Origin of the sequence: Legionella sheltonii (assembly GCF_026191355.1) — a bacterium.
Lineage (GTDB): Bacteria > Pseudomonadota > Gammaproteobacteria > Legionellales > Legionellaceae > Legionella > Legionella sheltonii.
Genome location: NZ_JAPHOQ010000012.1, coordinates 1 through 19,803, shown reverse-complemented (window position 1 = coordinate 19,803; position 19,803 = coordinate 1). Strand labels below are relative to the sequence as shown.

Sequence of the window (19,803 nt, the reverse complement as noted above, 5' to 3'; positions counted from 1 at the left end):
TTAGAGAGGAGAGTACGATGAATATATCCCCACAAATTATATCCCCCCAAGAAACAGATGGCACGAAAGAACAGAGATGGATGGAGCATGTAACGCATCAAAAAGAAAGTGGTTTGTCGCGAGTAACGTACTGTCGAAAGCATCAATTAAACTACCATCAATTTGGCTATTGGGAGCGAAAGTATCGGGAAGAAATAGCTTCATCCAAATTAGTACCGATTCAATTAAATAAGCTGACACAAAGAGCTCCAGAGACAGTATGCACCTTGGTATTGAACAATGGGCATGAGCTAAAAATTCACGACCAGACTTTATTGCCAATGTTGTTGTCCTTGTGGGGTTAGCCATGTTTTTATCATTTAATGCAAGCATATGGCTCTATCCAAAGCCTATTGATTTTAGGCGACAAATTGATGGACTGGTGATGTTGATTTCCGACCATCTTCAGTTGAACCCCACATCAGGGCAAATTTTTCTTTTCAGAAACCGCCAAGCCAATAAAATAAAAATGCTGTGGTGGGAGCGAAATGGGTTTTGGCTCTGTTATAAGCGATTGGAGCAAGGAAAACTAAAATTTCCCAAACACGATGACGCGGTCATGAGCCTTACCAATGACCAATTAAGCTGGCTGCTCTCAGGATTGGATTTTGCAAAACACACATTGTTGCCGGAAGTATTGGCTACGAATTTCTATTAGAAATAATTTACAAAAAACGATTAATTTGTTTTTAAAATCAACGTAATGTGATATAATTGACTCAGCAAACAGGTGCCATTTCAACATGATGTACGAAGAAAAAATAGAGCAATTAAGTAACGAAATACTCGCATTAAAAGCAGAGCTTGCTCTATCTCAAGCACGCAATGAACACTACGCGGAAGCCTATGATTCTTTAAAAGCACAAATCATGGAGCTACGCCGTCACCGTTTTGGCAAGCGCTCTGAGCGTTATATTGACCCTGAAAATCCTCAGCTGTCTTTGTTTGAAAATAATCAGAGCATTTTTTCTCAGGCTGAAGCAAGCGGTGAGCAGACCGAAGAAATGACACCAGTGGCTGCCCATACAAGAAAGAAGAATAAAAAAGCGCAGAAAGAACTACCCCGTCGCATTGAAATTATTCCGGTATCTGATGAAGACAAGCAATGTGCCTGTGGTGCATGCAAAACAGTGATTCGTTATGAAACCAAAGAGCTACTGCATTACCAACCTTGCGTCATCGAAATTGTGGAGCAACGACGTGAAGTAGTTGCTTGCACTAAAGGATGCGAGAATCAAATCGTAACCGCAGCAGCGCCCAAACAAATTCTCCCCAAAATTAAAGCAACAGAAGAGTTTTTATCATTCCTGGTGGTCAGCAAGCTGGATGACAGGCAACCACTGTACCATCTGGAGCGACAACTCAGCGAACGACATGGTATTGATTGCTCACGCCAAACCATGGCGCGCTGGCTCATTGAGTTAATGACACCACTGCGTCCCATTTATAATCTGTTGAAAGACAGTGTGATTGAGTATGATGTGGCCAGTTGTGATGCAACGACCTTGCAGGTCTTGCATGAGCCTGGAAGAAAAGCAGAAACCAAATCCTATGTGTATTGCATTCGGGGTGGACCACCGGATAAATCCGTTATTCTTTATGACTACAACGATGTGGAGCACAAACAATTTATTTACGATTGGTTTGTCGGATTCAATGGCTATTTACATGTCGATGGTGACAATTTTTTTGAACTTGTGGGTAGCAGCAATGCGCACATTGTCAATTGCAACGCGCATGCGCGCAGAAAATTTGAACCTATTGCCCAATCTAATAAAGGCAAAGGCATTGCCAAAGAAGCCATGCGCTTTTTTAAAGAGCTTTATAAAATAGAGCGTGAGGCTAAAAATAATCAACTGAATCCAGACCAACGTCACCAGTTGCGTCAGGAAAAATCCAAACCACTCATGGAAGCCTTTAATACATGGGTTGATAAGGTCTATCCTACAACTTTGCCCCAATCACCGCTTGGGAAAGCACTCAATTACTGTGTTAAATATAGAGATGGACTGATGCGCTTTTTAGATGATGGGCGTCTGGAAATCGATAACAATCTTACTGAACAAGAAATCAAACCCTTGGTCATTGCTCGAAAGAACTTCTTGTTTTGCGCCTCTGTTGAAGGTGCTGAGGCCTTGTGTTTACACTTCAGTATCATCAGAACGGCTAAATTACACAATCTCGACCCTTATCATTACTATGTCATGTTGTTAAAGAACGCTCCTCTTTGCAACAGTGTTGATGATTATGAAAAACTGTTGCCTTGGAATATTGGCTTAGATTATACCCCTAAGTTGTAAATTGTAAGCCTGTGGTTCTTGGAGCGCTTACTGTCATACACATTTGAGCCTAAAGCACAAAAACTAAATATTGTCGCGAGAAAGAGGCTGAGTGGTCATTTAAATGAAAAAGCTTTAGAATTTGCCTTTGAAGCGGTTTTAAAAAAACATGAAGCACTAACTTTTCAGATCTTAAAATTAAACCCAGCACAAAAAAAGCAAAATAAATATTCGTTTCAATTGAGTATTAATGATTTCACATCACTTCCTATGCAACAATGTGAACGTGAATTACAGGAGTCAATGAATCAACTCATCAATTTATATCCATGGCCTAAAAAAACTCCTTTAATCATTGGTAAATTATTTTACATAAATGAGCATGAATCAGAACTGCAAATTTGCACTCCACACCTCATTTCTGATGATCATTGTATCGATATTTTATTTGCTGAATTATCTCAATTTTATCAACTTTATAATCAAGTAACTCTTGATAAAATTGAAATTGATACGCGTTTTAAAGAACATATTTTTAATGAGCGAACTGCAATGAAAATGCATTCGGAGGAAGATATTCCATTTTGGGAGGAATATTTGAAAGATGCCAGTTTATTTACTTTTCCCGAAGAGCATGTAATTCATGACATGCATACGGCACATATTCCTTATTCAACTTATTCAGTAATATCAGAGAACCTAATCAATCATCTCAAACTTTTTTGCGAACGCAACCACATCAGCATCAATAATACATTATGCGCAGTGATTGCGTTGGCTTTACGAAACTGCTGCGGAAACTACACGAGTGAAACCCCTTATACTTATATCAATATCATTCAATCCACTCGAGATAACTCCATTTATGATAATACGATTGGCTGTTTCCTGAGAGTGGAACCGGCTAAAATTAGCCTTGATGATAAAGCAACACTAACCAGTTTATCTCAACAAATACGCAACTCCATTATTGATACCAGCAACTATCAATATTGCTCAAACCTAGTAAAGCTTTGCGCTATTAGCTCGTTTAAGCCCAATACGGTAGAAAGTTTATTTACTCATCTAGTGACTCCAATCTATACAAAACTACTCAAGATACCCTCTATTTATAGAAAAATATTAAAACGATGTGGCAGTCGGATGATCTCATTTAAACGAAATACAAAATTTCTTATTAACCTCAATATAAGAGGTAATTTCGTTGAACGCTCTAATAGAAATTTGGACTTATTTGGGCTTAATACAAAACAGATTAAAAACAATAATGATGATTTACTTGCAATAAATTATATCTTTGAAGCAAGTTTCATACGTGATGACAATCAAAATCTCCATTATTTAGTCATTTCAGCCAACTTAAAACCTGCATTTCGTGAACAAATTGTCCAAGAGGTCATTCAGATCATGGAATCAATAGTATTTGAGAACAATTCACGTGAGCTTATGCAAAAACAGGAACATGTAGAACAATTTTTTTAAATTCCCGTGATTTAGAATTCACTTTATCGCTTTTATTACAACGTTACGCAGCCAATTATCCCTCATCGTTAATGCAGAACTCGTCCTCCCAAATCTCTGCCCTGGCGGGAGTAATATGTTGATTGATTTGACACAGCCTAACCTACTAAGACTCTCCGGCAATAATTCACTAATTATGCTAACTTCTTGTTCGTCTCAACTACATTATTCATACGATATTTTGCAGCCCGATTAATTTTCTGATAGAGTAAATCAGATAAACTTTCTGCCATAGAGGATTTTAAAAATGATTCGAGGATTTTTTGCAGGTTTAATGTTTTTGCTTAGTTTCTCAGTTTTTTCATATGGAAATACTTGTGGTAATGCTGTCCCTACTAATGATGCCAGTTTTTGTTCCTCATTTAAAAAAGTCGCAACATGTTACTGTACTAGCTCTGGCTTACCTGCTGGCATGTGTCAAGACATGAATATGTTGTATGCTCGTATGGTTAGCGTATATGGTTCATTGGATAAAGCCTGTGCTGCTCAACCTTACACTACGAAACAAGATTGTCTTGATAATTGGAATTGTTATCGTCTCGGTGGAATAGATTCACGTGGTAGAATTTGTAGTTCCACGAAACAACCCTGTCAGTAATTTATATTAAATTGTTACAGTCAATAAAAAAGTAATTAAGGTTGGGCTATAGCCCAACCAGAAATTCTAATGACCAAATCAATCTTCGTAGAGAACTTATTGTGCAAAATAAAAATTCAAAATCATTTTTATTCTCATTGTTATTTCTTTCAACATCTTTTTGTTTCGCACAAGCCAATGATATGCCCCACCACCCTTTTTATATAGGTGCAATTGCGGGTTTTGGTTCAACTACCTGGCAAGGTTTAGTTCCAAGTGAAGAAAATCAAAATGTGGCCTTGATGTTATCAACTCCTATTGATGTCGAAGAAGGTGGGAGTGCATGGGGAGTTTTAGCTGGCTATGAATTTACTCGCTTCTTTGCAATCGAAACCAGTTATATGCATTTTCCAGAGGCGAATGTTCATTTTGACTCCATAAGTTTATTCAGTTTCAAACACGATGGTTTAGACGTTTTAACAACCGAAACTGAAGTCGTAACGCTGATGGGGAAACTCATGGTCCCTATTCCTCACTCCCAAATGAAAATCTTTTCCGGAGCTGGAGTTGCAGGTGTGCATCGTAAAGATATTGTTGTCGATAACTGGCGTCCAGGACCTGCTTTTACTGTAGGTGTGAATTATAATTTCACTGAGCATATAACCGGTGAAGTTGCTGGAAATTTTAATGCGGGTTATGGGGAGTCACAACTGAATCCTGCCGACTCATATTATCCATTTCTCTATTCAGTCGCTGGCCATCTAATTTTTCGTTTTTAAAAATTTTTTAAATCAAGAGTCATGATACAAATTACAGCTCGGATTAAGATAATTTAATCCGAACTTCTTGTTATCTTGTATGCAGCCACTGAATACGTTAAAACGTCGTGCAACCATCGGAAGAAAATTAATTATTGCTTACCCAACCGATATGTTTCGTAGTTTTTTTCTAATTCGTATTTAAGGGTCTCTTTATCATCCAAACCCAATCGCTCCACCAAGGCTAAAGTATGCATGATATGCGACGCTTTGGCTTTAGTTACTGTAAAAGGAATATTTAGCTGCGACTTTTTAGGATCACTGATAACTGTTAATAAAGCTTTTTTGGTGATGCCGTTCACATGCTGAATTTCTTTATCTTTACTGGGTATAAAATTTTTATTTTTAACAAGACGGCGCATGACATGATAATAAGTATTGATTTGTTGATAGGTGAGATCCAGTTCAATAGTATTATGTTCATCATACATATCCATCGTTCGATTGCGAGGTAAAGCAGGATGATGTATTTGGGCTAACTCCCTCACCCCCGGAAAGATACTCCTAGCCATTTGCGGGAGTAATTTATTCAGCACATAATGTCCAAAAGGACGAAATGCATAGCTATAAGGTACTAATATATTGTAATAAATAAGCGATCTCACTAATGCATTAATTAAGAGATGATGTGTTTTGCGCTGGGAATTATCATATTCTGCGGAAACATATCTGAATTCGGTCTCTGCAAATCCTGCATAATTTAAACAATGATCAAAAAAAGCATTGGGACCTTTCTTCTCTTTTGGAGGTACCACTTGAAGAATGTCCCAATCTTTTTTCCAAATACCGAAAGAGGAAACTGGATCATCACCCTGTTTTTGTACCACAACTCTTGGCTTTTCAGTCAATTCTTCCCAGTGGTCATACCTACTTTTAAATAGAGGATCAAAAAGCCCTGGAGGGTTCAATGCATCAACACGTGATATTTTATAATCCCCCTTATCAAGAGCAAGCAATAAACTTAAAGCCCCTCCCAAACTTACTCCACATACATGAATTGTATTTTTCTGTTGATTGAGCCACGTTCGAATTGCTTCTCTACCACTGCGATATAAGGATAAGCCAACTGTTTCAAATCCTTTCGAGTCCGTTTTTATTTGGGTTAAGAAACCCTGACCGGCAGGATAGGTAGTCCCCATAAAAATTAAATGTGATTCTGCTGTTTCATGGAAGATGGGCTTAAGTCCATAAGCAAAAACGCGATCATGATCATAGGTAAAAAACTGCTTCCACCCATGTTTCTCTGTGAGTTCAATCGGAGTAACTTGATACTCAATTAATTCCCAATGACCACCAATACATTGTGGAATTTTAAAGGACTCATAAGGAGTTAAGTCGCCATAAGGAAGCATAGACAGGCAATTACTTAAATAAAGTTGAACTTGTTCGCTTTGCTCGGCATTCAATTCGTTTTCCTGGAGTTGCTTAAAAAGCTCCAGGTACCCTTGTTGCATGGCTAAACGAACTTCTCTTAACAAATCCATATCTCGCTGAAGAAAAAAAGAAGAGATGACCGTTGGAGTTAAAAATTGAGTCCAGGATTTTGTCCATCCCATAGTAAAAAAGCGCAGTATATTGCGCGCTAAAATGGGAGTGATTTGAGAAGAATCCACCCCTTCAAGAGATTCAAACTCACCTTGCTCAAAAAATTTGAGTTCCAAGCCTCCTTTAAATGTTGCTCCGTCTGACAATTCAACCTCCCTTTCCCTATTCTGGTCGTTGAATAAAAATAACCTAGCCCCAGCCAATCCAGCCGAGGGAACTATGACTATAAATTATATGCCTTTACCTATTCGATACTCAGTGTAGCATTTTTCTAAATTCGTCTTTAATAAGGCTTCGTTCTCCATTCCTAATTGTTGTACCCAATTTAAAGTACGACGAATGTGAGTGGCCTTCGCTCGAGTAACTCTAAAAGGCACTACAAAATCTGCCTTTTGGGAATTAGAACTTTCTTCGAGTAATGCTTTTTTGCTAACTCCTTCTACATGGTTACTTTTGTGTTCGTCGTCAGGCAAATAGTTTTTTCCTTTTACTAGCCGCCGCATCACATCATAATAGGTGTGGATTTGCTGATAAGTAAGTTCTATATCTACTGTCTCGTCTTTATTGTAAATATCCATAGTCGGATTGCGAGAAAGAGAAGGATCATGCATCTCCGCCAGCTCCTCTTTTTCTACAAGCGCTCGAATGGCAGAATTTTCTGGATTCTTTTTAGAAAGATACTCTACATAGGCAAAAATAGAGGCCAGCAATCCCCCTGCAATCATAAATAAAGCGGCTACGGGTAAGATGCCAGCCAAGGTAAGACCCACTCCTGCAAATACTCCTAATACAGAAAGCGAAAACATCCAATTTTGTACAAAAAAATAAGCAAGCGGACGCACTGCATAAGTATATGGTAGAAAAAAAAGACCATATAGTAATGCCCTGCCAATGGTGTAAAGCCAAAAATTACGAGCTTTTCGTTTGACATTATCCTGTTCGGCCTCAATATAGGTAAAAGTCGTATCGGCGAATCCGGCATAATTTAAAAAATGGTCGCAAAAACAATTAGGCCCTTGCTTATCAGGTGGTGGAGTTACTTGTATAATGTACCAATCATCCTTCCAGACTCCAAAAGCTGAAACAGGGTCATTGCCTTGCTTTTGTACAACGACTAGTGGCTTATCGGCCAATTCATTCCAATGATCATTTCTATTTTTGGACCAACCATCATGCAGCCCGGCAGGATTGAGCGCATCAACACGAGACAATGCATAATTTCCTTTATCGATAGCAAGTAATAAGCTTAATGAACCGCCTAGGCTTACACCACATACATGCACTTTATTTTTTTGACTACTTAACCATTGATGAATCCGATCTCGTCCCGTTTGATAAAGTGACTCACCAACCGTTTCAAAACCTTTGGAATCAGTATTCACTTGGGGGATGAAGCCTTGTCCCATAGGATAAGTTGTACCCATGAAAATTAGGTGAGATTCTGCTTTTTGTTGAAAAAGTGGCTCAAGTCCATAAGCAAAAACACGGTCTTGATCTTGAATAAAAAAACGGTTCCATCCTGATCTTTTGGTTAATTCAATTGGCTTGACTTGATATTCGACTAGTTCCAGATGACCATCAATGTACTGAGGAATTTTAAAGGCTTCATACGGTGTTAAATCTCCATAAGGGAGTAACGTGAAACAATTACTTAAATAAAGATGGACTTGCTCTTTTTGCTCAGCAGTTAATTCCTTATCCTTTAATTGCTCAAAAAGATCTAAAAAACCCTGTTGAAAAGCGAAACGTAATTCCCGTAATAATTCATGATCACGTTTTACAAAAACAGCATAAGCTACGGCTGGGGTTAAAAACTCAGTCCACTGCTCTGTCCAACCCATCATTAAAAAGCGCACTGCATTGCGTGCAATAATCGGTGCCTGTTTCTCTTGTTCCACACCTTCAATGGGTTCAAATTTGCGTTGAGGGGAAAAATTAAGTTCTATTCCACCTCGAAAAGCAGATTTCACAGGCACATTCCACCTCCCAAAATAATTAGAGTAGTATTTTCCTTATCTTAGAGCAAAAAAATTGAAGAACGATTGGATATAAAGTGCAGATAAGGCAAAAAATACACACAATACAAACGTTCTTACTCAGTGACAAGTACTTATTACAATTTTTCTTGTTGTAGCGAAGTCACAACCGCAGGACGTTCGGCAACGACCTTCATAAATTGTTCTAAATGTTTATACGCGGAAAGATCCATTTTAAAATAATACGCCCATCTGGTTATGACAAATAAATAAGCATCCGCCAAAGAAAAGTCTTCTCCCATCAAGTACGGCCCTTTTGCAAGATGCTCATTAACATACTTCAATCGAGTGGTGATTATGGACATAAAAATATTTTTTGTTTCTTCATTAAGATTAGGATAAAAGAACATGCCTATAGTTTTATGTAATTCCGTAGCAACATAATTTATCCACTCGAGGGTGTGGTATCTTTTTAAGTCCCCTACTGCGGGTAAAAGTTTTTGGCCTGGTGTTTTGTCCGCTAAATATTGCAAAATAACCTGATTCTCTGTCAACAAATCCCCGTTATCCAGATGAAGTGCTGGTACTGCACCTTTAGGATTAATCGATAAATAATTTTCATCTGAACGTGTTTTTTTCGCCTTTAAATCCACTTCTTCATCTTGAAAATCTATTCCTAATTCATTAAGAACAATACGTACTGCTAAGGAACATGCTGATTTAGTATAATAAAGTTTCATATTCACTCCTTTGATTCCTATTCAAATATTAGATTACTACGATAATGTTAAGAAGAAACCACTCTTTATGAATGGCTTTTGCAGAAAATCATTGTATGTCATTTTGACAAAGACGAAAATGGATTCGTCAACTGGCATTGGACAAAATTTATAGAGGGATTAGCCCCTTGACGGAAATGACACCTCAACTATTGTATCGCCTCAACTTAATGGCAATAAATACTAGCCCCCCAGACTTATTAATGTCTTCTTTTGCATTCAGTTGCTCATACCAGGAATCAGCTATACTAGCCATGTAATCTAGTATTAAGTCCACTGTTAAGATCATTTTCTATCTCATCAAGTAACTTCATAGTAGACGATGTTCTTTTGACGAGAGGGAGATAATCCCAAAAATATGTTTTTCTTAAAACCTCTAATTTCGATTTATTTATATCTTTCCAATCCTGAATATTTTTAATTAATAAATCCAAAGTTAAATCTTTCTTTGGTCCAACCAGGTCTAAATATAATTCTTTTAATTTTGAAAATTTAATTTGTGTATCTTGTGAATCAGGCTCTAGACACGGCAGCTTTTCCATTCGAGCATATAGCTTTCTGAGTATCATTTCTTTTACCCCATCCCCTTCATCACTTAGAACAAAAGCGGATGGAGGAGCTGGAAGTACATAAAAAGGGATATCTTGACTGGGTTTACCGTACTCCAATACCGTTTGATAAGGTAATTCCATAAAAAAACTGGGAGAAACTAAAGAGCCAACTGGTGCATGCTGAACTTCTTCAACGATTTTGATTGCTGAATGCCTGCAGGTGTTACCTAAATCCAATCCACTAACACTTTCTTGTATTTGACGTACATCACGAGCAGGAAAGACTATATCCTGACTGTATATTAATTTAATTTTATCCTGATTTTCTATAGTCTTTTCAGCACTCTCGCCCTCCAGTTCGGATTCAAAAGGTCCTGCTGGCCTTATGGGTTTATAACAGGGGAACTTATTTGTATCTGTTTGCAATGACTCCAATATTCGTAAAAATTCGATATATTGTTCATAGGTAATATCATATGCTTGATAACTGATCGGCTGTCCGCCAATTTTCTCCCTATAGATCCATTCATCCCTTAAAGTTGCTGGATTACTAAAAAACAATCCATTACAGATACACTGCATATTAGTCAAAAAGTTAGGATCAGTAAGATTGTGTGCCTTGCCTACACGACAAAGTAACCGTTGGATTTTATGTTCTTGCGGGTCATATGTCCCGAGCATTAGGAATGAATGTACCCCCCGCTTCTTACTAATGGAAATAAAAAAATGATCGGTTTTTTTATTAATTTTAAGGATTGCAGGTGGGGATTTAGAATTTATAGTATCATCTTTAGAAGTAGCCATATATGTTGATTTATAAATCGTAAAGCACAAATTGTAGCATGTTAATTACATTGCCACTACAACTTGTTTTTATTTAATTCAAATTGAGGCTTTAAAAGCTAGATAACCCCTTCTCCACAGGGAGAAAAGGGTCAAAAAAGATGAAGCTAAGAAATACACTGGAGTTCAGGATAATTTTTTAAAATGACCTTGTATAAACCTAGGTTCGCTTTAATAATCTCATCGCCTAACTTAGAGTCTGGATTCCCTTCACCGCCTTTACTATTTAAAGCAACTACTGTAGTTACATTATTACAAGGCTGCCAAAAATACATGACGCGAAATCCTAAAGTACTTCCCTTATAAACCCAAAACCGTTGTTTGAATTCTTTATCATAAAGATACCCTACTCCTAAACCAAATCCATGAGGATCTTCTTCAGTGACTTGAGCAATAGGTTGTCCTGTTTTCATAGAGACAACGGACTCTAATTCAGCCAAAATCCGCTCTCTATAAATAGGCTTAACCAATGTTCCGTGATAAAGCTGTTGTACCCAGCGAACTACATCTTCCGTATTTGCAACGATTGCACCAGCAGCAGCAGCCCAAGATAAATCATTAGTCAATGTATCAATTAATTTATTCTTTTTCTCATCATAAAAATATCCATGGACTCGGCGATTTTCAATGGCTTTTCCTTCCGCTTGACCATCTGGTCCAGCAAGATAAAATGAATTATTTAATCCATTTTGTGCGTTGATAATCCGCAATTTTAATTGATTTGCAAAGGTATCATTGGTTATTTTTTCGATAACCATAGCGGCAAGGATGTAATTGGAATTAGAATATTCAAAAAGATTTCCCTGCCTCTTTTTAAGCGGTTTTTCAGGGTGAGCGTATTTAAGTAACTCTTCATCCGTCCAAACTCGATTTAAATTGGCCTCCATTTTCTTGGAAAACTCATCATCTGCTGAATAATTTGGAATACCACTTGTCATATTCAATAATTGTCTTAGAGTAACCTCTTTCCAATTAGGATATTGAGGTAACCATTTCCCCAAATGGTCATCTAGAGATAATTTACCTTCTGTCTGCAATTGCAAAAGGATAAGCGCAGTAAATGATTTGGTAATACTGCCAATATCAAACAAATTGCTTGAGGTAATAGGTTGAGATAAGGGAGGAACTCCCATAGTACCGTGTACCACCGTATGGGTTTCTTTTTTAGAGCTCATTTGATTCTGAGGAATTAAGACGGATGCGGCAATCGCTGTAAACTTTTCCTTTTTACTGTATTGCTGATAATAGCTATCAATCTCTTTCTGTAACTGATTTGTGATATTAGACGATGAGTCAGAATTAGCAGCATAAAGCATGGGTGGAGAGAAAAAAGCCACAAAGGCTAATTCTAAGAACGGTGATTTTAATTTCATAAGCAATTATCCCTTTGTTTTATTAAAATGATCTCTCATACGAAAGAATATATGATAGTCACGAATCTAAGAATTTAGAATCTGCAGATCAAGATTTTACTTCGACCTGCAGACTATGAACTACAACCAATTTAGAAATCAACTATTGGCTTGAGCTCTAATTTTCAATTGTTCTAAAGCATTTTTCAGGCGAGTTAATACTCTTTCTCTACCTAATAAAGTCAGGGTCATATCAATTGATGGTGACATGCCCGAACCCGTTACAGCGACCCGTAATGGCTGTGCGATTTTCCCCATATTGATATCAAATTGTGCGCTGATGTCATTAATGCATTCTTGCAAATGATCCTTTTCCCAAGTCTCCACTGTTTGTAAACGCTCATAAAGTGCCGTCAAAGGCTCTAAGATGACTGGGCGTAAATGTTTTTTCACAGCGGCTTCATCATATTCAATTGAATCAGTAAAAAAATATAAACTCATTTGGCACATTTCAGCTAAAGTCTTACATCGCTCAGCCTGAATTGCCACTAAATCGGTTAATTTTGGCCCCTTAGTCAGATCAATGCCCGATTGTTCAAAATGCCAACGCAATGATTCAGCTACCGCCTCAACAGAATCATTTTTTTGATAATGTTGATTGAGCCAATATAACTTTTCATAGTTAAAACTTGAAACACCCCGACTCACGTTTTTTAATTCAAAACATTCAATCATCTCATTGATACTGAAGATTTCTTGATCGCCATAAGACCAGCCTAAACGTACTAAATAATTGAGTAATGCGTGTGGTAAAACCCCTAACTCTTTAAATTGCAACACACTTACCGCACCGTGTCTTTTGGATAAACGTTTGCCATCTTCACCTAAGATCATGGGTAAATGAGCGAATACTGGAATTGAAGCGTTAAGCGCTTGAAACAAGTTTATTTGTCTTGGGGTGTTATTAATATGATCATCACCTCGAATTACATGGGTTATCTTCATATCGATATCATCGATAACCACAGCAAAATTATAGGTTGGGTGGCCATCAGAACGTACAAGAATCAAATCATCTAACTCACTATTCGCTACATGGATTTCTCCATATACTTCATCATGAAATGAGACAGTACCTTGTTCAGGATTTTTAAAACGGATTACATAAGGCTTATCCGATAAGGGTAAGTTTTTATCTCGACAATGGCCATCATAACGGGGTTTTTCTTTGGCAGCTAATTGAGCGGTTCGTAACGCTTCCAGACGCTCTTTGCTGCACTCGCAACGGTAAGCCTTGCCCTCATTCAAAAATTGCTGTGCTACTTGGTTGTATCGATCATAACGTTCAGTTTGATAAAAGGGGCCTTCGTCATAATCCATACCTAACCAAGACATACCATCCAGGATAGCTTGTACCGATTCCTTAGTAGAACGTTCTTGATCCGTATCTTCTATGCGCAAAATGAACTGCCCCTGATGGCGCTTTGCATAAAGCCATGAAAATAAAGCAGTTCTGACTCCACCCACATGTAAAAAACCAGTTGGGCTTGGTGCAAATCGGGTTCTAACTGTCATAATCTCTTCCACATTGTAAGGAATAAAATAATCGGGCTATAATAACTGACTTTGAAGCCTGGGTGAAGGATATTATGAGCAGAGCCACCTAAAGTCTGTTTATTACCATTCACGTTACGATGTGCTCTATGCAGGCTAAAATTAAAGTATTATCCGAACTATATTGGTGAGTCACTTTGAAAAGAATTGGTATTAAGTATCAACTGAGAATTACCACCCTAATTCCCGCCTTTTTAGTCGCCCTGCTTCTCGCTATTTTTTATAATGGACTGTTTGGTAATGACTTAAAACAGCACATGTCTCGTCTGGGCGAAGCATACATCCGTCAACTACTTCCTGCAGCACAATACGCCATGCTTCGACGTGACGATCGCACGTTGCAAGGGTTAATTAATGCATCCACAATCAATCCAGAAGTAAAAGCCCTCGCTTTTTACAGTAGTGACGGACAACTGCTGGCTTACCGTGGTGGTAAACATTCCCTGAATAAACCCTTCAATCCTCCTAAATTTACGGGGGATTATATTGAAAGTAAGCAAATTAATCCTTTTACCATTAACTTCATCGCACCAGTTACTATTCCTAAATTCAATCTTTATTCCAATTCGTCTTTTAAGAACATCCTCAGCCCAATGACCACTCGCGCAGATGATATTTTAGGTTGGTTATCCATTGATATTGATACTCGCTCAATGATCATCAAACGTTATCAAATGCTCATTGTAACCATCTTTATTACTCTTTTTGGTTTGCTCATGGGATTGACCATACACTACTTTCTCTCTAAGCGTATTTATTTACCCATTTCCCGTTTACGTCGGAGCATGAAACAAATTTTACGCAATGAATTCGAAACAGAAATCAAAACAACGAGTCCAGGTGAACTAGGCATCATTGAGCAAGGATGTTCCCATTTGCAAAAAAAATACCTCGAGACAATACGTGACTTAAATCAACACATCGAAATAGCCACGGAAGATTTACAGCAAAGTCTTGAACTGTTAGAAGAAAAAAATATCGAGCTCTCACTTGAGAAGAAAAAAATAGAAGAAAAAAGTCGGCAAAAATCAGAATTTATTGCCAATATGAGTCATGAAATCCGTACACCAATGAATGGAGTTATTGGCTTTACTAATGTTTTATTGGAAAGCAAGCTTGATCCCTTGCAATTAGATTATGTAAAAACAATCAAAGCATCTGCACAAGATTTGTTAGGAATTATTAATGATATCCTCGATTTTTCTAAAATTGATGCGGGAAAACTTCACCTGGATTGCATCCCCTTAAATATTCGTCATTGTATCGATGAAGTGCTTACCCTTGCAGCACCAAATGCTCATAAAAAAGGTATTGATTTAATCCCCATAACCGATGTCAGTGTACCTAAAATTGTTTTAGGTGATCCCTTTAGAATCAAACAATTTATCACCAATCTAGTGACTAATGCGGTTAAATTTACCGATCATGGTTATGTATTGGTCCGCACTAAAGTAGAACAAGAAACAGATAAAGATTACACTTTATGCATCACAATAACTGATACTGGTTTAGGTATTTCTCCAGAGGATCAAAGTAAATTATTTACTGCATTTAATCAGGCCGATACAAGCATTACTCGTCGTTATGGCGGTTCAGGTCTAGGATTAGTCATTTGTAAAAAGCTCTGTGAAGAAATGCATGGGCGTATCAGCTTTACCAGCGAGCTCAATAAAGGTTCTAGCTTCACTGCTCAGGTGAAGGTTGAAAAGTTAGTTGCCTATGAAATAGAAAAAAATCAAATACACCCCTTCGCGCATTTTAAAATGTTATGCTTTGATGATAATTCGCTCCATTTGGAAGCACTATGCAATGGCTTAGGTTATTGGGGAATTCAATGTATTCCCGTAAATTCGTTTAACCAACTTGCGAGTGCTCTTGAGAATAACAAAGACTGTAACATTGCTTTTCTCAATATCAATAGAGGTTATGAACAAAAGATAGCCAAAATCATTGCCGAACATAATTATTTTCCATACGTGCTCATTTCCAAATGGCTTATTAATGATTACACAGCTCTTGGAGCTCAGGGCTTTTTATATAAACCCATCAGCATTCAAAAACTTCAAGATGTTATTGAATCCCTCACCAGCCAAGAGAACATTGAAAAACCAGTCAATCATGAATTGGATGGTTTAAGAGAACAACTACGCTTTATGCACCCTGATTTACTCATTGCCGAAGACAACCCAGTTAACAAAATGCTCCTGGACTCTTTATTGGGCACTCATGCAAATATGACTTCAGTTGATGACGGTGAAATGGCCGTAGCAGCGTGTAATGACAAAAAATACGACCTCATTTTGCTCGATTTGCAGATGCCTAAAGTCAATGGATTAGAAGCAGCCCGACTCATTCGACAAAAATCACAACTTAACCGCCATACCCCTATTGTTTTAATTAGTGCGAATGGCAGCGATGTGAATAGCATTGATTTAAAAAAATCAGGTGTGGATTTTTGCTTGCAAAAACCTATAGATGAAAAACAATTACTGACCCAAATCCTGCGGATTGCCGATAAAGCAAAACATGCAGCAATTGATTGGCAGTTATGTGTGCAAAAAGTATCTGGAAATCAAGCACTTGCCGAAGAGTTTCTTAGCCGATTTGTGGAGGAATTACATAAAAATCGTGAAGAATTTATCCAATTAATGCATGATAAAAATATTAAAAAAATTGGCGAAGCAGCACATAAACTGCATGGAGCATGTTGTTTTTCTGGGGTGCCAACGTTACAGAAAAAAGTAGTACAGGTAGAAAAACTGGCAGCACACACTGCTTCAATTGAAGAGCTCGCCACCCCTTTTGCCGAATTAATTCAAAGCATTGATGCAGTAATTAATGAATATGAACATCAAAAAATAAGAATTTAAGTGATTACCTATCTTCTCACTTACTCTCCTCCAAGAGGCTATGGAGACAAGTAATTACTCTTAACCAGGAGAAAGAATGACTATAAAAAATGCAATATATGCTCAATCAGGCGGTGTCACTGCGGTAATTAATGCTTCAGCTTGCGCCGTGATTCAAACTGCCAGGAAATTCCCACAACATATTGGCAAAGTATATGCAGCCAAAAACGGGATTATTGGTGCCTTAAATGAAGAGCTCATTGATACATCACTCGAGAGTGACTCAGATATCGCTAAATTATTACAAACACCTTCTGGTGCATTTGGTTCTTGCCGCTATAAACTAAAAAATGATGGTGAAGAATTCGAACGGTTAATTGAAGTTTTTAAAGCACATAATATAGGATATTTTTTCTATAACGGCGGGGGGGATTCCCAAGATACCGCACATAAAGTATCGCAAATAGGCTCGAAAATGGGCTATCCGATTACATGCATTGGTATACCAAAAACGGTAGATAATGATCTTCCCTTTACTGATGCGTGCCCTGGATTTGGTTCGGTTGCTAAATATGTTGCTGTTTCTACCCGAGAAGCAGGTTTTGATGTTGCCTCTATGGCTGCCTCATCAACAAAAGTCTTTATTCTAGAAGTAATGGGACGTCATGCAGGATGGATTGCTGCTGCCAGCGGTTTGGCAAGCCAACACCCTGATGAACCACCCCACATTATTTTATTACCAGAGGTTCCTTTTCAACAAGGCAAATTCCTGAATAAAGTGGATGAATGCGTTAAAAAATATGGTTATTGCGTTGTTGTCGTTTCTGAGGGAATTCGTAACACGGAAGGTAAATTCTTAAGTGATGCAGGAATTCGTGACGCATTCGGTCATGCCCAATTAGGTGGCGTTGCACCAGTCATTGCTCAGTACATCAAAACGGAACTGAATTACAAATACCACTGGGCAGTCGCAGATTATTTACAACGTGCGGCCCGGCACATCGCCTCAAAAGTCGACCTGGATCAGGCTTATGCTCTGGGTAAGGCCGCGGTGGAATATGCCATCAAAGGCCATAATGCCATCATGCCCATTATCATTCGTGAACAAGATGAACCCTATCAATGGTCTATTGGTCACGTCCAATTAGCCGATGTTGCCAATCAAGAAAAAGCGATGCCCAAACATTATATTGCTGAGGATGGAATGGGCATCACTGCTGAATGCAAACAATATTTGTCACCACTCATTCAAGGTGAAGCTTATCCAGATTACATTAATGGATTGCCTGATTATGTTCGTTTAAAGAATCAACTAGTACCCAAAGTACTCAAGTAATCTTTAACCTAAACAATATTGTAGCCTGGATTAGGCCGTACTAATCTGGGTTATAAGTTAATTATTTTTTTCATATTTTTTTGTCATTTAAAAAAAACAAAATATTGCCGGATTAAAATAGTCCTACAACATAAGCAACACTTATCTGCTTCTGCTACAATTAAAGGAGGAAAAGAAAGTTAAGAGGACTTCCTTTTCTTGCCATGGCAGGTTGTATATTTGTTCTGGCCTATTTTTGTTGTAAGTTTATGATAAATGGCATTTTTTTTGCATATTTATCGTTGTACCAATCATTAGGGAGCAAATGATGAAACAAAAAGGCTTTACTTTAATTGAGTTGATGATAGTGGTAGCAATCGTTGGTATTCTTGCCGCAATTGCTATTCCAGCTTATCAGGACTACGTTGTTAGAGCTCGTGTAACAGAAGGATTAAGTCTTGCCTCTTCAGCACAGACTACTATTTCTGAAAATGCGACAACGGGTGCTAATGCTTTAGACTTAGGTTGGGCTCAACCCCCAGCAACAGCTAACGTGCAAAGTGTTGTGGTTACTCCAGCTACTGGCGTAATTACAGTGACCTATACTGCACTAGCAAATAATGTGGTCCTTACATTAACTCCATCATCTAATAGACAACCACTGGTTGCAGGAACACCGCCTACAAATCCAATTACCTGGACTTGTGCAGTACAAAATGCTGCTGATGATCGATATGTTCCTGCAAACTGCAGAATCTAATAGTATACTTTTCAAAAAGCCGCTTTATGGCGGCTTTTTTATTATTAATTTGTGTTAGAGATAAATATGTCACGTAAAAACCGTATCGAAAAATTAGTAACTCAAGAATTAGCTCCCATTTATTTAAACGTCGAAGATGAATCGGCTAATCATCACGTTCCTGAAAATGCACAAACACATTTCAAAGTTACTGTTGTTTCTGCACGCTTTACTGATCTATCGCGAATCGCACGACATAGGCTCTTAAATCAATTACTAAAAAATGAATTTGATCTTGGGTTACACGCCCTAAGTATGCATTTATTTACCCCCGAAGAATGGGAAAACAGGGGCAAAAGCGTTTTAAATTCTCCTGTATGTAAAGGGGGGTTTAATAAAGAAACTAGGAATACATAGCGTGTAACCCAGTTAGTGCAATGTGACTGAGGGCCACTATCCCCTCGCAAGAGATTCTCCCATCAAATAAGCTGTCTATCCAAATGAGGAGCCCTCACTGCGCTCGGGATAGCGTGAGATGAAAAACTCAATCCAACGAGCCGGCATGTTTTTTGCTTTTCTTTTATGCCCTGAGGAGTAACTCTCTAATTTAAAAAGGATTTAATATGAAAATTGAAACATATAAAGAAAAGTTTGTTGAATTGACCGAGCACGCAATGAAACTCAGTAGCTTTTGTAAATCAAAGAATGAGTTACAAAAAGAAATAACTGCTCTGAGTAATGAAGCGGTAGTATTTTATAAAACAAATAGCGATCATAAAGAAGATGATTATCAATTAAGAATAGAAATTTTTCTCGAATTTGATAATTTCTTGAAGTGTTTGAAAAGGGATTTTGAGCCTCAAAGCCAGGTGAGTAAAAATAATTCGTTCTTTAAGAAACTCAAACAAATTAAAAAATCTGACTCCTATGAGACAATCCCTAACATAGAAAACTCAAAAAGCTTATGATTTTAAAAGATTATTGACAGGTTTTTATTGACTAAATA

At 37.8% G+C, this 19,803-nt stretch carries 17 protein-coding genes; 11 read left to right on the top strand and 6 right to left on the bottom strand.

The genetic code is table 11. From position 1 onward, the window contains the following. Positions 1 to 17 precede the first annotated feature (17 nt). From tnpA to OQJ26_RS13965, 6 genes are all read left to right on the top strand, one after another. Positions 18 to 344: an IS66 family insertion sequence element accessory protein TnpA gene (gene tnpA, locus OQJ26_RS13990; protein ID WP_265702306.1), complete on the top strand. Its 327-nt coding sequence runs from the start codon at positions 18 to 20 to the stop codon at positions 342 to 344. Positions 345 to 346: 2 nt separating this feature from the next. Continuing rightward, entirely contained in the window at positions 347 to 697 is a 351-nt protein-coding gene (gene tnpB, locus OQJ26_RS13985; protein ID WP_265702305.1) for an IS66 family insertion sequence element accessory protein TnpB, read from the top strand. 85 nt (positions 698 to 782) lie between these two features. Beyond that, positions 783 to 2,339: an IS66 family transposase gene (gene tnpC / locus OQJ26_RS13980; protein ID WP_265702303.1), complete on the top strand. Its 1,557-nt coding sequence runs from the start codon at positions 783 to 785 to the stop codon at positions 2,337 to 2,339. A gap of 18 nt (positions 2,340 to 2,357) precedes the next feature. Next, positions 2,358 to 3,800 (top strand): condensation domain-containing protein, encoded by a 1,443-nt coding sequence (locus OQJ26_RS13975; RefSeq protein ID WP_265704365.1) that lies wholly within the window; start codon positions 2,358 to 2,360, stop codon positions 3,798 to 3,800. A gap of 286 nt (positions 3,801 to 4,086) precedes the next feature. Beyond that, positions 4,087 to 4,437, top strand: coding sequence for a hypothetical protein (locus tag OQJ26_RS13970; RefSeq protein WP_265704364.1), 351 nt, complete (start codon positions 4,087 to 4,089; stop codon positions 4,435 to 4,437). A gap of 101 nt (positions 4,438 to 4,538) precedes the next feature. After that, the gene (locus OQJ26_RS13965) at positions 4,539 to 5,195 is read left to right on the top strand and encodes an outer membrane beta-barrel protein (protein WP_265704363.1); all 657 of its coding nucleotides are present in this window, start codon (positions 4,539 to 4,541) and stop codon (positions 5,193 to 5,195) included. 131 nt (positions 5,196 to 5,326) lie between these two features. Here OQJ26_RS13965 and OQJ26_RS13960 read toward each other — a convergent pair whose 3' ends face one another. The 6 genes from OQJ26_RS13960 to gltX all read right to left on the bottom strand — a co-directional run bounded on the left by OQJ26_RS13960 (position 5,327) and on the right by gltX (position 13,855). Next, entirely contained in the window at positions 5,327 to 6,925 is a 1,599-nt protein-coding gene (locus OQJ26_RS13960) for a hypothetical protein (protein ID WP_265704362.1), read from the bottom strand. Between the two features lie 84 nt (positions 6,926 to 7,009). Beyond that, positions 7,010 to 8,755 carry a hypothetical protein gene (locus OQJ26_RS13955; RefSeq protein ID WP_265704361.1) on the bottom strand — a complete coding sequence of 582 codons (1,746 nt, stop codon included), beginning with the start codon at positions 8,753 to 8,755 and terminating at the stop codon, positions 7,010 to 7,012. Positions 8,756 to 8,892: 137 nt separating this feature from the next. Beyond that, positions 8,893 to 9,495, bottom strand: coding sequence for a glutathione transferase GstA (gene gstA, locus OQJ26_RS13950; RefSeq protein WP_265704360.1), 603 nt, complete (start codon positions 9,493 to 9,495; stop codon positions 8,893 to 8,895). 287 nt (positions 9,496 to 9,782) lie between these two features. After that, positions 9,783 to 10,766 carry a hypothetical protein gene (locus OQJ26_RS13945; protein ID WP_265704359.1) on the bottom strand — a complete coding sequence of 328 codons (984 nt, stop codon included), beginning with the start codon at positions 10,764 to 10,766 and terminating at the stop codon, positions 9,783 to 9,785. Between the two features lie 269 nt (positions 10,767 to 11,035). Next, positions 11,036 to 12,301, bottom strand: a complete 1,266-nt coding sequence (locus OQJ26_RS13940) for a serine hydrolase domain-containing protein (protein ID WP_265704358.1) — start codon at positions 12,299 to 12,301, stop codon at positions 11,036 to 11,038. Between the two features lie 138 nt (positions 12,302 to 12,439). Further along, positions 12,440 to 13,855 carry a glutamate--tRNA ligase gene (gene gltX / locus OQJ26_RS13935; protein ID WP_265704357.1) on the bottom strand — a complete coding sequence of 472 codons (1,416 nt, stop codon included), beginning with the start codon at positions 13,853 to 13,855 and terminating at the stop codon, positions 12,440 to 12,442. 176 nt (positions 13,856 to 14,031) lie between these two features. Between gltX and letS the strand changes: the two genes are divergently transcribed. The 5 genes from letS to OQJ26_RS13910 all read left to right on the top strand — a co-directional run bounded on the left by letS (position 14,032) and on the right by OQJ26_RS13910 (position 19,765). Continuing rightward, positions 14,032 to 16,764: a two-component system sensor histidine kinase LetS gene (letS, locus tag OQJ26_RS13930; RefSeq protein ID WP_265704356.1), complete on the top strand. Its 2,733-nt coding sequence runs from the start codon at positions 14,032 to 14,034 to the stop codon at positions 16,762 to 16,764. A gap of 76 nt (positions 16,765 to 16,840) precedes the next feature. Continuing rightward, a complete protein-coding gene (locus OQJ26_RS13925; RefSeq protein ID WP_265704355.1) occupies positions 16,841 to 18,079 on the top strand; it encodes a 6-phosphofructokinase in 1,239 nt (412 codons plus the stop codon). A gap of 307 nt (positions 18,080 to 18,386) precedes the next feature. Beyond that, positions 18,387 to 18,818, top strand: a complete 432-nt coding sequence (locus OQJ26_RS13920; RefSeq protein ID WP_322783970.1) for a pilin — start codon at positions 18,387 to 18,389, stop codon at positions 18,816 to 18,818. A 66-nt stretch (positions 18,819 to 18,884) separates the two neighbouring features. Then, positions 18,885 to 19,214: a BolA family protein gene (locus tag OQJ26_RS13915; protein WP_265704353.1), complete on the top strand. Its 330-nt coding sequence runs from the start codon at positions 18,885 to 18,887 to the stop codon at positions 19,212 to 19,214. 206 nt (positions 19,215 to 19,420) lie between these two features. Next, on the top strand, positions 19,421 to 19,765 hold the full coding sequence (locus OQJ26_RS13910) for a hypothetical protein (protein ID WP_265704352.1): 345 nt from the start codon (positions 19,421 to 19,423) through the stop codon (positions 19,763 to 19,765). Positions 19,766 to 19,803: the final 38 nt, after the last annotated feature.